The sequence below is a fragment of the Streptomyces sp. NPDC056480 genome (genome assembly GCF_042795405.1).
GTDB lineage: Bacteria > Actinomycetota > Actinomycetes > Streptomycetales > Streptomycetaceae > Streptomyces.
Genome location: NZ_JBHTSA010000034.1, coordinates 38,651 through 51,773 on the forward strand (window position 1 = coordinate 38,651; position 13,123 = coordinate 51,773).

At 74.2% G+C, this 13,123-nt stretch carries 9 protein-coding genes and 1 riboswitch; of the genes, 4 read left to right on the forward strand and 5 right to left on the reverse strand.

The window, feature by feature from the left end; genetic code table 11:
• Positions 1–145 precede the first annotated feature (145 nt).
• Complete coding sequence (locus ACFQ79_RS17460; RefSeq protein WP_383584255.1) at positions 146–1,672, forward strand: serine hydrolase; 1,527 nt, start codon at positions 146–148, stop codon at positions 1,670–1,672.
• 27 nt (positions 1,673–1,699) lie between these two features.
• On the opposite strand, the gene ACFQ79_RS17465 is transcribed toward ACFQ79_RS17460, so the two are convergent.
• From ACFQ79_RS17465 to ACFQ79_RS17475, 3 genes are read right to left on the reverse strand one after another with little or no spacing between them, the layout of a single operon-like run.
• Complete coding sequence (locus ACFQ79_RS17465) at positions 1,700–3,184, reverse strand: precorrin-2 C(20)-methyltransferase (protein ID WP_383584167.1); 1,485 nt, start codon at positions 3,182–3,184, stop codon at positions 1,700–1,702.
• Positions 3,181–3,816 carry a precorrin-8X methylmutase gene (locus ACFQ79_RS17470; protein WP_266973609.1) on the reverse strand — a complete coding sequence of 212 codons (636 nt, stop codon included), beginning with the start codon at positions 3,814–3,816 and terminating at the stop codon, positions 3,181–3,183. Before ACFQ79_RS17470 ends, ACFQ79_RS17465 begins: the two co-directional genes overlap by 4 nt.
• Positions 3,817–3,830: 14 nt before the next feature.
• Positions 3,831–5,117 (reverse strand): cobalamin biosynthesis protein CobG, encoded by a 1,287-nt coding sequence (locus ACFQ79_RS17475; protein ID WP_383584258.1) that lies wholly within the window; start codon positions 5,115–5,117, stop codon positions 3,831–3,833.
• Positions 5,118–5,399: 282 nt separating this feature from the next.
• A riboswitch (cobalamin riboswitch) is annotated at positions 5,400–5,548 on the forward strand.
• A 78-nt stretch (positions 5,549–5,626) separates the two neighbouring features.
• On the opposite strand from ACFQ79_RS17475, the gene cobN reads away from it, so the two are divergent.
• Positions 5,627–9,238 (forward strand): cobaltochelatase subunit CobN, encoded by a 3,612-nt coding sequence (gene cobN / locus ACFQ79_RS17480; RefSeq protein ID WP_383584170.1) that lies wholly within the window; start codon positions 5,627–5,629, stop codon positions 9,236–9,238.
• Here the strand turns inward: cobN and abc-f are convergent.
• Together abc-f and ACFQ79_RS17490 are read right to left on the reverse strand one after the other, a co-directional pair.
• The gene (gene abc-f / locus ACFQ79_RS17485; protein ID WP_383584172.1) at positions 9,235–10,842 is read right to left on the reverse strand and encodes a ribosomal protection-like ABC-F family protein; all 1,608 of its coding nucleotides are present in this window, start codon (positions 10,840–10,842) and stop codon (positions 9,235–9,237) included. The two genes, cobN and abc-f, sit on opposite strands and share 4 nt — an antisense overlap.
• 242 nt (positions 10,843–11,084) lie before the next feature.
• Positions 11,085–11,432, reverse strand: coding sequence for a DoxX family protein (locus ACFQ79_RS17490; protein WP_383584174.1), 348 nt, complete (start codon positions 11,430–11,432; stop codon positions 11,085–11,087).
• A gap of 92 nt (positions 11,433–11,524) precedes the next feature.
• Here ACFQ79_RS17490 and ACFQ79_RS17495 point away from each other — a divergent pair, with 92 nt between their 5' ends.
• Entirely contained in the window at positions 11,525–11,968 is a 444-nt protein-coding gene (locus ACFQ79_RS17495) for a MarR family winged helix-turn-helix transcriptional regulator (RefSeq protein ID WP_383584177.1), read from the forward strand.
• Positions 11,969–12,068: 100 nt separating this feature from the next.
• Positions 12,069–12,944 (forward strand): alpha/beta fold hydrolase, encoded by an 876-nt coding sequence (locus ACFQ79_RS17500; RefSeq protein ID WP_383584179.1) that lies wholly within the window; start codon positions 12,069–12,071, stop codon positions 12,942–12,944.
• Positions 12,945–13,123: the final 179 nt, after the last annotated feature.

The window sequence follows — 13,123 nt, forward strand, 5'->3', positions numbered from 1 at the left end:
GACTCTACCGGCCGGTTCCGTCGCTGGACCAGCGAGTTCCGGTCTCCGGTCCGCCCGGCGCGACAGCGGCTTCCTCCGGGCGTTCAATGGAAGCGTGGTTACCGTCCGATGGCTGGTCACAGCGGGGGTCGCGGCCGTGCTCGGCATGGGTTCCCTCGCCGGGACCGCCCCGACCCCGCCCCCGACCCCCACCCCCACGCCCGAGCCTCCGCCGGCCCAGCCGCCGCCCCTGCTCGACCGGGCGGACGTGGACCGGGCCGTCGCCCGGGTCGACCCGAGCGTCGCGGAGTTGATGAGGAAGACCGGGGTGCCCGGGGTCTCCGTCGCCGTCGTCCACAAGGGCGAGGTCGTCCACATCAAGGGGTACGGCGTGCGCGAGGTCGGCAAGGAGGGCAGGGTCGACGCCGACACCGTCTTCCAGCTGGCCTCCGTGTCGAAGCCGATCGCCTCCACCGTCGTCTCCGGAGCGGTCGGCGTGGAGGGCTGGCAGAAGCCGGTCAACCCCGAACTCCCCGAGTTCCGGCTGAAGGACCCGTGGGTGACCGACCACGTGACCGTCGCCGACCTGTTCTCGCACCGCAGCGGCCTCCCCGACCACGCGGGCGACCTGCTCGAGGACCTCGGATACGACCAGGAGTACATCCTGTCCCACCTGCGGTACGAGCCCCTCGCGCCGTTCCGCGCCAGTTACGCGTACACCAACTTCGGTCTGACGGCGGCCGCCGAGGCCGTCGCGGCGGAGAAGGGCGTGACCTGGGCGAAGCTCGCCGAGGACACCCTCTACAAGCCCGCCGGAATGAACGACACCAGCTCCAGCTTCCAGGACTTCGTCTCGAACCCCGACCGCGCCCACGGCCACGTCAAGCAGGCCGACGGGACCTGGAAGGCGCAGTTCGTCCGGGACCCGGACGCCCAGTCCCCCGCCGGCGGCGTCAGCTCCTCGGCCCGTGACATGGCGATCTGGCTGCGGCTCCAGCTCGCCAACGGCTCGCTCGACGGGAAGCGGATCGTCGCCGAGGACGCCCTGGACCTCACCCACCACCCCGAGTCCGTCGCCAACCCGGCGCACGCACCCGCCGCGAGGACCGGTTTCTACGGCCTCGGCTGGAACGTGTCGTACGACGACGAGGGCAGGCTCCGCCTCTCCCACACCGGCGCGTTCGCGCTCGGCGCGCACACCAACGTCACGATGCTGCCGGGCGAGCAGCTCGGCATCGTCGTCCTCACCAACGGCGCGCCGGTCGGCGTCGCCGACGCCGTCGCCCTCGACTTCTTCGACACCGCGCAGGAAGGGAAGCCGAGCCGGGACTGGCTGCCGCTCGTCAACGCGCTGTACGAGCAGGAGGCGGAGGCCGGCCGCTCGGACACGGACTTCGCGAAGCCGCCGGCCGACGCGACGCCCGCGAAGGCCGACAGCGCCTACACCGGCACGTACAGCAGCGACTACTACGGACGTCTGACGGTGGCCGAGGAGAACGGCGGTCTGGTCCTGCGACTGGGGCCGGAGCCCCAGTCGTACCGGCTCACGCACTACACCGGCGACACGTTCAGCTTCCCGACGCGCGGGGAGAACGCCGTCGGCCTCACCGGCGTCACGTTCTCCCCGGACGGCAAGACCGTCCGCGTCGAGTACCTGGACGAGACGGGTCTCGGCACCTTCACGCGCGACTGACCGGACCTCCGCCGATGGCCGGGGCCGTCACCCGTAGCGGCGCGGCGTCCACGTGATCGTCCGGCCGTCGGCCCGCTCGACCGCCCGCGTCTGCGAGGAGCCGACGAGGAGCAGGGTGCGCATGTCGACCTCGGAGGGCTCCAGGGTCTTCAGGGTCACCACCCGGACCGACTGCTCGGGGCCGCCGACGTCACGGGCGACGACCACCGGGGTCTCGGGGGAGCGGAGTCCGAGCAGGAGTTCGCGGGCGGCGGCCACCTGGTGCGTACGGGACTTCGACCCCGGGTTGTAGAGCGCGAGCACCAGATCGGCGGCGGCCGCGGCGCGCAGCCGCGCCTCGATGACGTCCCAGGGCTTGAGCCGGTCGGAGAGCGAGATCGTCGCGTAGTCGTGGCCGAGCGGGGCGCCCGCGGCGGCGGCGGCCGCGTTGGCCGCGGTCACCCCCGGGAGGACCCGTACGGGGACGTCCGCGTACTCCGGCTCGCAGGCGACCTCCAGGACGGCCGTGGCCATCGCGAAGACGCCCGGGTCGCCGCCGGAGACGACCGCGACCCGGTGGCCGCGGCGGGCCAGGTCGAGCGCGAACTCGGCGCGCTCGGACTCCACCTTGTTGTCCGAGCCGTGCCGGATCTGCCCGGGGCGCAGCACCGGCACCCGGTCCAGGTAGGTGGTGTAGCCGACGAGGACGTCGGCGTTGACGAGGGCGCCGCGCGACTCGGGGGTGAGCCAGGGCGCGCCGGCCGGGCCGGTGCCGACGACGACGACCTCGCCCCGCTCGCGTACGGCGGGTTCGCGGTCGATACGGGAGGGCAGCACGGCGACGGAGAAGTAGGGGACCGACCCGGGGTCGACGTCCGCGAGGTCGCCGGTCCGCTCGCCGGCCATGAACGCCCGCTCCACGTACCGGGCGTCGTCGAGCCGGCCGGCCCGCTCCAGGGCCCGCTTCACGGTGGGGAAGGTGCGGCCGAGCTTCATCACGACCGCCGAGTCGGTGCCCGCGAGACGGGCCGTCAGCTCGTCCTCCGGCAGGGTGCCGGGGATGATCGTGAGGACCTCCTCCGCCTCGCACAGCGGCTCGCCGAGCCGGGCGGCGGCGGCGGACACCGAGGTCACACCGGGGATGACGGTCGTGTCGTAGCGGTCCGCGAGCCGCTTGTGCATGTGCTGGTACGAGCCGTAGAACAGCGGGTCGCCCTCGGCGAGGACGGCGACGGTGCGCCCGGCGTCGAGGTGCGCGGCGAGGCGGGCCGCGGCCTCCTCGTAGAAGTCGTTCAGGGCGCCCCGGTAGCCGCCCGGGTGGTCCGTGGTCTCCACCGTGAGCGGATACATCAGCCGCTCCTCGATGTGGTCCTCGCGGAGGTGCTCGGCGGCGATCGAGCGCGCGATGGACCGGCCGTGGCGGGCCGAGTGGTACGCGATCACGTCGGCGGCGGCGATGGCCTTCACGGCGGCCACGGTCATCAGGTTCGGGTCGCCGGGGCCGAGCCCCACGCCGTACAGCTTGCCGGTCACTTCTGAATCTCCGCTTCGTGGGCGATCGCGTTGATCGCGGCGGCCGTCATGGCGCTGCCGCCGCGCCGGCCCCGTACGACGAGGTAGTCGAGGCCCAGGTCCTGCGCGGCCAGGGCGTCCTTGGACTCGGCGGCGCCGATGAAGCCGACCGGTATGCCGAGGACGGCGGCGGGCCTTCCGGCCCCTTCCGCGACCATCTGCAGGAGGTGGAAGAGGGCGGTCGGCGCGTTGCCGATGGCGACGACGGAGCCTTCGAGGCGGTCCCGCCACAGTTCGAGGGCGGCGGCGGAGCGGGTGGTGCCGAGGTCGGCGGCGAGGGCCGGCACGGACGGGTCCGAGAGGGTGCAGATCACCTCGTTGTCGGCGGGCAGCCGGCGCCGGGTGACACCGCTCGCGACCATCTGCGCGTCACAGAGGATCGGCGCTCCGGCCCGGAGGGCGGCGCGGGCGTTCGTGACGACCTGCGGCGACCAGGCGATGTCGCGTACGAGGTCGGTCATGCCGCAGGCGTGGATCATCCGGACCGCCACCTGGGCGACGTCGGCGGGCAGGCCCGCCAGATCCGCCTCGGCGCGGATCGTGGCAAAGGACTGGCGGTAGATCTCCGCCCCGTCCTTCTCGTAGTCGAACATCCTGTTGCTCTCGCTCATCTCGTCGTGCGGGCCGCGGTCACGGCTTCGGGCAGGGCGGTACGGGGGGTGGGGACGCCGTCCACCAGGTAGTCGCCGCCGGCGGTGGCGAGGACGTCGGTCCAGGCGCCGTGCGGGTGTCCGCAGCGGCGCTCGCACCCGGAGAAGTGCACGGGGAGGACGGGTGCGGGTGCGGGGAGGACGGGGGCGGCGGCGTGCTCGACGGGTCCGGGGTGCCCGGGGTGCCCGGGGCGTTCCGGGAGTCCGCGGGCGGCGTCGGCGCGGACGTCGGCGAGGGACTTCGCGCAGCCGGGCCGCCCGGTGCAGGCGGTGACACCGGCCCAGGGGGAGTCGGGGCGGGTGATCAGCCCGGCCGCGTCGAGGGCGGGCAGCCGGTCGGCGCCGGCCCCGGCCACGACGACCCCGCGCCAGGGCGTGAGCCGGACCTCGTCGGCGGGGAGCAGCGCCCGGAGCTGGGCGGCGGTGAGCCGGCCGAGCGGGGCGAGTACGGAGAGGGCGGCGGGTCCGAGGACGCCGGGAGAGAGGGGAGGGCCCTGGGGGAGTTCCGGCGCGGGTACGGGCTCCGCCGTCACCCCGGACTCCGCCACGTCCACCGCGTACCCCTCCGGGAGCTCCCGGACCCGCCAGGCCCCGGTGCCGGCCTTCCGCGCCGCGGCCAGGAACCCGCCCGCCACCGCCAGGGCGGCGCCGGGCGCGTCGGAGTTCGCGAGGCGGACGGCCCGTCCGCCGACGTGCAGCTCGGCCTCTCCGCCGCCCACTGCGACCAAGGTCACATCCCCGCCGAGCCCGGCGACGTCACCGCGCCCGTCGTCGAGGACGAAGAGGAACCGGCCGGAAAGCGCCGCCGCCCAGGGCGCGGAGCGCAGGTGGCTGTCCAGCTCGCGGGCCCACAACTGCACGTCGGCGGCGCCGAGTCCGTCGAGGCCCGAGGCGGGGGAGGCGACGATGTTGCGGACGCGTTCGTGGGTGGGGGAGGGCAGCAGTCCCGCCGCGTCGAGGAGCGCCGCCAGCTCGGCCCCGCAGTCGTCGGCGAGGCCGCGCAGCTCTGCGTTGCCGCGCGAGGTGATGCTGAGCCGTCCGTCACCCAGCGTCTCCGCCGCGTCCGCCAGGGTCTCGACCTGACGAGACGTCAAACGGCCGCCTGGCAGGCGGAGTCGGGCGAGGCGGCCGTCGTCGGCGGAGTGCAGGCGCAGCGCCCCGGGGCACGCGTCGCCACGGTCCCGTATGCGAGCTTCGCCCGGGTCGGGCGTCGGGGGCGGGGTGGGCGGCATGGCGGCGAGCATACCGACGGGTCGCCGGGCGGCCACCGGGCACGATCCGGCCGCCGGAGCGGCCCGCCCATCGGCCGTGGGCCCGCCGACCGCGGGGGCGGAGGCCGGTCGGGTTCGGGGGCGGTGGCCGGTCGGTCCGGCGGCGGAGGCCGGTCGGGTTCGGGAGCGGAGGCCGGTTGGCCCGGGGCCGGAAGCGGGCCCGGTGCACGATCCCGCCCGCAGGTGATCCGCAGGTGATCCGCAGTGTGATCCGGCAGACTCCGCCACCCGGCCCGGCCCGTCGACCGCACGATCTACTATGCAGACGGCATGGGGTCCCAGGACCCCGGGGAGGAAGCCCGGTGAGAATCCGGCGCGGTCCCGCCACTGTGAGCCCGTATCGGACGTGCCTCGGCACGAACCGGAACGGGTGAGTCAGGAACTCCCTTCCCCAAGCTCTCGGCTTCGCTCGAGCAAGGGGAGGCCCCAACCCACACGACCACCCGGGGCGCGGACAACCCCGAGGAAGGCCTGCGCTCGCCATGCTTCTGCTGCTGTCGCACTCCGACACCGACCTGCTCAGCGCCCGCGCGGCCGGCGGCCCGGTGGAGTACCGCTTCGCCAACCCCTCCCGTCTCCCCCTGGCCGAGCTGACCGGCCTCCTCGCCGAGGCCGAGCTCGTCGTCGTACGGCTCCTCGGCGGCCTCCGCTCCTGGGAGGAGGGCCTCGACGCGGTGCGCGCCGCCGGGAAGCCGGTGGTCGTCCTCAGCGGTGAACAGGCCCCCGACGCCCAGCTGATGGAGGCGTCCACCGTCCCCGTCGGCGTCGCCACCGAGGCGCACGCCTACCTGGCGCACGGCGGTCCCGCCAACCTGGAGCAGCTGGCCCGCTTCCTCTCCGACACGGTCCTGCTCACCGGGCACGGCTTCGAGTCCCCGGCGGCCGCCCCCACCTGGGGCCCCCTGGAGCGCACCGCCCGCACGACGGCCGGCCCGACCATCGCCGTGCTCTACTACCGCGCCCACCACATGAGCGGGAACACCGCCTTCGTCGACGCGCTCTGCGCGGCGATCGAGGACGCCGGCGCCCAGGCCCTCCCGCTGTACGTGGCCTCGCTGCGCGCCCCCGAGCCGGAGCTGCTCGACCGGCTCCGCACCGCCGACGCGATCGTCACCACCGTCCTCGCGGCGGGCGGTACCAAGCCCGCCGAGGCGCAGGCCGGCGGCGACGAGGAGGCCTGGGACGCGGGCGCGCTCGCCGCCCTCGACGTGCCGATCCTCCAGGCGCTCTGCCTGACCGGTTCGCGCGCCGCCTGGGAGGAGAACGACGAGGGCCTCTCCCCGCTGGACGCCGCGAGCCAGGTCGCCGTCCCCGAGTTCGACGGCCGGCTGATCACCGTGCCGTTCTCCTTCAAGGAGATCGACGAGGACGGGCTGCCCGCGTACGTCGCCGACGCCGAGCGCGCCGCCCGCGTCGCCGGGATCGCCGTACGGCACGCCCGGCTCCGGCACATCCCGAACGCCGAGAAGAGGCTGGCGCTCGTCCTCTCCGCGTACCCGACGAAGCACTCCCGCATCGGCAACGCCGTCGGCCTCGACACCCCCGCCTCCGCCGTCTCGCTGCTGCGCCGCCTGCGCGAGGAGGGGTACGACTTCGGGCCGGTCGAGGACCTGCCCGGCCTGGTCTCCGGCGACGGAGACGAGCTGATCTACGCCCTCATCGAGGCCGGCGGCCACGACCAGGACTGGCTGACGGAGGAGCAGCTCGCCAAGAACCCGGTCCGCATCCCGGCCGCCGACTACAAGCGCTGGTACGCGACGCTCCCCGAGGAGCTGCGGACCCATGTCGAGGAGCACTGGGGTCCGGCGCCTGGCGAGATGTTCCTCGACCGCTCGCGCAACCCCGAGGGGGACATCGTCCTCGCGGCCCTCCGCCGCGGGAACCTGCTGGTCCTCATCCAGCCGCCGCGCGGCTTCGGCGAGAACCCGATCGCGATCTACCACGACCCCGATCTCCCGCCGTCCCACCACTACCTGGCCGCCTACCGCTGGATCGCCGCCCGCGCCGAGGACGGCGGCTTCGGCGCCGACGCCATGGTGCACCTGGGCAAGCACGGCAACCTGGAGTGGCTGCCCGGCAAGAACGCCGGCCTGTCCGCCGCCTGCGGCCCCGACGCCGCGCTCGGCGACATCCCGCTGATCTACCCGTTCCTGGTCAACGACCCGGGCGAGGGCACCCAGGCCAAGCGCCGCGTGCACGCCACGCTCGTCGACCACCTGGTGCCGCCGATGGCCCGCGCCGACTCGTACGGCGACATCGCGCGCCTGGAGCAGCTGCTCGACGAGTACGCGCAGATCTCCTCGATGGACCCGGCGAAGCTGCCCGCGATCCGCGCCCAGATCTGGACGCTGATCCAGGCCGCCAAGCTCGACCACGACCTGGGTCTTGAGCAGCGTCCGGAGGACGACGGCTTCGACGACTTCCTGCTGCACGTCGACGGCTGGCTGTGCGAGGTCAAGGACGCCCAGATCCGTGACGGTCTGCACGTCCTCGGCGGCGCCCCGGAGGGCGAGGCCCGGGTCAACCTGGTCCTCTCCATCCTGCGCGCCCGCCAGATCTGGGGCGGCACGCAGGCCCTGCCCGGGCTGCGCGAGGCCCTCGGTCTCGACGAGTCGGCCGCGACCCGCACCACCGCCGACGAGGCGGAGGCGAAGGCCCGCGAGCTGGTCGAGGCGATGGAGGCGGCGGACTGGTCCGTGGACGCCGTCCCGGCGGTCGCCGCCGCGTACGGCTCCGAGGTGCACGCCGTGCTCCGCTTCGCCTGCGAGCAGGTGGTGCCGCGGCTGGCCGCCACCACCGACGAGCTCGGCCACGCCGTGCACGCCCTGAACGGCGGCTTCGTCCCGGCCGGCCCGTCCGGTTCGCCGCTGCGCGGCCTGGTCAACGTCCTGCCGACCGGCCGGAACTTCTACTCGGTCGACCCGAAGGCCGTGCCGTCCCGGCTCGCCTGGGAGACCGGTCAGGCGCTCGCCGACTCGCTCCTCGAGCGCTACCGCACCGACAACGGCGAGTGGCCGACGTCCGTGGGCCTCTCCCTGTGGGGCACCAGCGCGATGCGCACCGCCGGCGACGACGTCGCCGAGGCGCTGGCCCTGCTGGGCGTCCGCCCGCTGTGGGACGAGGCCTCGCGCCGGGTGAACGGCCTGGAGCCGATCCCGCTCGCCGAGCTGGGCCGCCCGCGCGTCGATGTCACCTTGCGCATCTCGGGCTTCTTCCGGGACGCGTTCCCGCACGTCATCGGTCTCCTCGACGACGCCGTGCGGCTGGTCGCCGGCCTGGAGGAGGAGTCCGCCGAGGACAACTACGTCAGGGCGCACGCCCAGGCCGACCTCGCCGAGCACGGCGACGAGCGGCGCGCCACGACCCGCATCTTCGGCTCCCGGCCGGGCACGTACGGCGCGGGCATCCTCCAGCTGATCGACTCCCGCGACTGGCGCACCGACGCGGACCTCGCCGAGGTGTACACGGTGTGGGGCGGTTACGCGTACGGGCGCGGGCTCGAAGGGCGCCCGGCGCGCGCCGAGATGGAGACGGCGTACAAGCGGATCGCGGTGGCCGCGAAGAACACCGACACCCGCGAGCACGACATCGCCGACTCCGACGACTACTTCCAGTACCACGGCGGCATGGTGGCGACCGTCCGCGCGCTCAAGGGCACGGCGCCCGAGGCGTACATCGGCGACTCGACCCGCCCCGAGACCGTCCGCACCCGGACGCTCGTCGAGGAGACCTCCCGGGTCTTCCGCGCCCGTGTGGTGAACCCGCGCTGGATCGAGGCGATGCGCCGCCACGGCTACAAGGGCGCGTTCGAGCTGGCGGCGACCGTCGACTACCTCTTCGGGTACGACGCCACGACCGGCGTCGTCGCCGACTGGATGTACGACAAGCTCACCCAGGAGTACGTCCTCGACCCGGAGAACCAGGCCTTCCTGAAGGAGGCCAACCCCTGGGCCCTGCACGGCATCGCGGAGCGGCTCCTGGAGGCCGAGTCGCGCGGCATGTGGGAGAAGCCGGACCCGGAGACCCTGGCCGCGCTGCGCCAGGTGTTCCTGGAGACCGAGGGCGACCTCGAAGGCTCCTCCGACGAGGACTAGGTCCTCACGGTCCGTACCAGGGCGGGGGCCGGCGCCAGTTCCAGGCGGCGGCCCCGGAAGCCCTCCCTGAGGCGCCGGTCGTGGGTGACCACGACCAGCGTGCCCGGGTAGTGCGCGAGCGCGGCCTCGATCTCCTCCACGAGCGCCGGGGCCAGATGGTTGGTCGGCTCGTCGAGGAGGAGCAGATCGGCCGGTTCGGTGACGAGACGCGCCAGTTCGAGTTTCCGGCGCTGTCCTGTCGACAGATACCGGACCGGGGTCGTCAGGTCTCCGGCGGAGAAGAGGCCGAGGGCGAGCAGTTCGTCCGTGCGATCGGCTCCGAAGGCCTCGCCCACCGTACGGGGGTCGGTGGGCGGGGCCGTCTCCTGGCGCAGCGTCCCCACCCGGGCCGGTACCGCCACCGTGCCCGCGTCCGGGGCGAGTTCACGGGCGAGCACCTTCAGGAGGGTGCTCTTCCCGGCGCCGTTGGGCCCGGTGACCAGGAGGCGCTCGCCCGCGTCGAGGTGCAGGGCGTCGAGCCGGAGCCGGCCGTCCACGCGGATTCCGGCGAGGTCGACGGGCGCGCCCTCCCCGCTGGGTTCCGCGCGGAACCGCAGCGGTTCCGGGGGCGCCGGCACCGGGTCGGCGGTCAGCCGGGCGAGCCGCTCGCGGGCGGCCCGGATCCGGCTCATCGCCCCGTGCGCCCGTGACCGGGCCCGGAAGGCGCCCGCCCCGCTGAACGCGGCCGGTGCCTTGCGCGGGATGGCCGAGAACCGGTCGATGTTCGTGTCGGCGAGCGTCCTGTACCGGGCGAGTTCGGCCTTCCACTCCTCGTACTCCCGCTGTCTGCGGGCCCGTTCTGCGGCGCGCCCGGCCAGATAGCCGCTGTAGCCGTTGCCGTAGCGGCGGACGGTGTGACGGTCCTCGTCGACCTCCAGGACGGCGGTGGTGACCCGGTCGAGGAAGACCCGGTCGTGGGAGACGGCGACGACCGTGCCCCGGTGGGTGCGCAGCCGCTCCTCCAGCCAGGCCACGGCCTCGTCGTCGAGGTCGTTGGTCGGCTCGTCGAGCAGCAGCAGTTCGGGTTCGGCGGCGAGGACGGCGGCGAGCGCGAGCCGGGACCGCTGTCCTCCCGAGAGGGTGTCCAGGGGTCGGGTCCGGTCGAGCGGGCCGGGTTCGCCGAGCCGCCGGAGCGTGGTCTCGACCCGCCGGTCGGCCCCGGCGCCGCCCCGCGCCTCGTAGGCGGTGAGCAGCTCCGCGTACCCGGCGAGGTCACCGGTCCCGGCGAGCCGCGCCTCGGCCGCCCGGATCGCCCGCTCCAGCTCCCGTACGTCCGCCAGCACGTGGTCGACGGCGTCGCCGACGGTCGCGGTCGGGGGAAGGTCCAGGGTCTGGGCGAGGTGGCCGATGCCGCCGGGGGACTCGACGGTCACCGTGCCGTTGTCGGCGGCCTCAAGACCGGCGAGGAGCCGGAGGAGGGTGGACTTCCCGGAGCCGTTGTCGCCGACGACGCCGAGGCGTTCACCGGGGCGGACGGTCAGGGAGATCCGGTCGAGCACCGTGCGGCTCCGCCCGTGCCGGTCTTCGTAGCGCTTGGTGACGTCGGTGAGGTGGACACGGAACAAGGGCGATCTCCTGTACGTCGGCGACAGATCGATGCGAGACGGGCCGCATCTGAGACGAGACGTCTCGTCTCATGTCGCTGAACGTACCCCGGGTGCGCCCTCTTCGCAAGACGTTCCGTCTCGCCAGATCGGAGGCGCCGGATCGAGGGCGCCGGATCGAGGGTGTCGGGTCGGGGTTCCGGTTCGAGGTTCCGGGTCGGGGTGCCGGGTCGGGGTCCCGCGCCGGGGCGCCCGGTCGGGGGTCAGGCCGAGGCCGTGCGCAGCACCAGCGCGGCTATCGCGAGCAGTGTGATGACCACGACCGGTGCCACCTCGTAGTCCTTCGCCCGCAGATGGGTGATCAGGGCGCCGATGAAGTAGAGCGTGACGCCGATGGCCGCCGCCCCGCCGAGCGCCGGTACGGCGAGCCCCGCGAGCAGGCCGAGCGCGCCCGCCGCCTTCAGCGTCGCGAGGCGTGGCAGCCAGGATTCCGGCACGTCGAGCTTGGTCATGCTGCCGACGATCTGCGGGTTGCGGGTGAAGGTGAGGAAGGCCGAGGCCGAGAGCGCCAGGGCGAGCAGCGCGGCGACGACGGCATAACCGATGAACATGGACGTTCTCCAATGATTCGTGAGCTTCAATCGTTGAACTGTATCAACGATTTCTCGCGCTCCACAATAGGGCCGCTGCTACGGTGGAGGACATGGCAGCTCTCCCGACCGACCGCCTCGGCTTCCTCCTCTCCTTCCGCGGGGAGCTCACCGGTGCGCGCATCCGCGCCGCCCTGGGCGTCGCCGGACTGCACCCGAGGAACGCGATGACGCTGATGCAGCTCGCTCCCGGGTCCATGAGCCAGCGCGAGCTGGCCGCCGCCATGGAGGTCGACCCCAGCCAACTGGTCGCGATCCTCAACGAGTTGGAGGCGGAGGGGCTCGCCGAGCGGCGGCGCGACCCGGCCGACCGGCGCCGTCACATCGTGGAGATCACCGAGGCGGGCGCGGCCGCCCTGGACCGGGTCGACGCGGCCGTGAGCGCGGCCGAGCGCGAGCTCTTCGGCGACCTCACCGAAGCCGAACAGGTCCTGCTGCGCGGCCTGTTGGACCGGGTCGTCGTGGACGCGGCCGATCACGAGTGCGACGCCGGGTGAGGAGGAACCTCCCGGAGGGCGCGTACGACCGATGAGTTCCGGTGGGGCCGGGGGTCTACCCCCATGAACAGCAGCGAGGCCCACCACCGAGGAGACGACCATGGTCGAGACCGACACCCGCGTCCTGGACACCGCCGGCGCGACCCTGCGCTACGACGTACGCCCCGGCACCGGGGCCGACGAGCGCCCCCTGCTGATGATCGGCTCCCCGATGGACGCCACCGGCTTCACCACGCTCGCCTCCCACTTCGCCGACCGGACCGTCGTCACGTACGACCCGCGCGGGGTGTCCCGCAGCGAGCGCACCGACGGCGCCACGGAGACGCTCCCCGAGGAGCACGCCGACGACCTGGCCCGGCTGGTCGAGGCGCTCGGCGCCGGCCCCGTGGACGTCTTCGCGAGCAGCGGCGGCGCGGTCAACGCCCTCGCGCTGGTCGCCCGGCGCGGCGACCTGGTGCACACCCTGGTCGCGCACGAGCCGCCGACCGCCCAGGTCGTCCCGGACCGCGAGGCGGCCCTGGAGGTCTGCGCGGACGTCCACGCCACCTATCTGCGGGACGGCTGGGGGCCGGCGATGGCCAAGTTCCTGGCGCTGACCGCCCGCAAGGGCGAGTTCCCGGCGAACTGGGCCGAGGAGCCGGCCCCCTCCCCGGCCGCGTTCGGCCTGCCGGTCGAGGACGACGGCTCGCGCGGCGACCCGCTGCTCGGCCAGAACATGCGCGGCTGCACCTCCTACGCCCCCGACTTCACCGCCCTGCGCGCCGCGCCGACCCGGATCGTCGTCGCGGCCGGCAAGGAGTCCGAGGGCACCTTCGCCGCCCGCGCGGCGGTCGCCGTCGCCGAGGGTGTCGGCACCCCGCTCGCCGTCTTCCCGAGCCACCACGGCGGCTTCCTGGGCGGCGAGTTCGGCCAGCAGGGCGCTCCTGCGGAGTTCGCGGAGGCCCTGCGCGCGGTTCTCGACGACACGGCCAACTGACCTGCCGCGCCGGCCCGTCCGCCGGGCCGGCCCATCCTCCGCATCAGCCCTTCCGCGCGGGGGGGGGCGAGAAGCGCGCCCCCCCGGCCGGGGGGGCCGGCCCCGGCGGGGGCCGGGGGTTGGGGGGGGGCCCCCCCGCGGGGGGGGGGCGCCCACCGCAGGGGGGGGGAGTTTTTTTA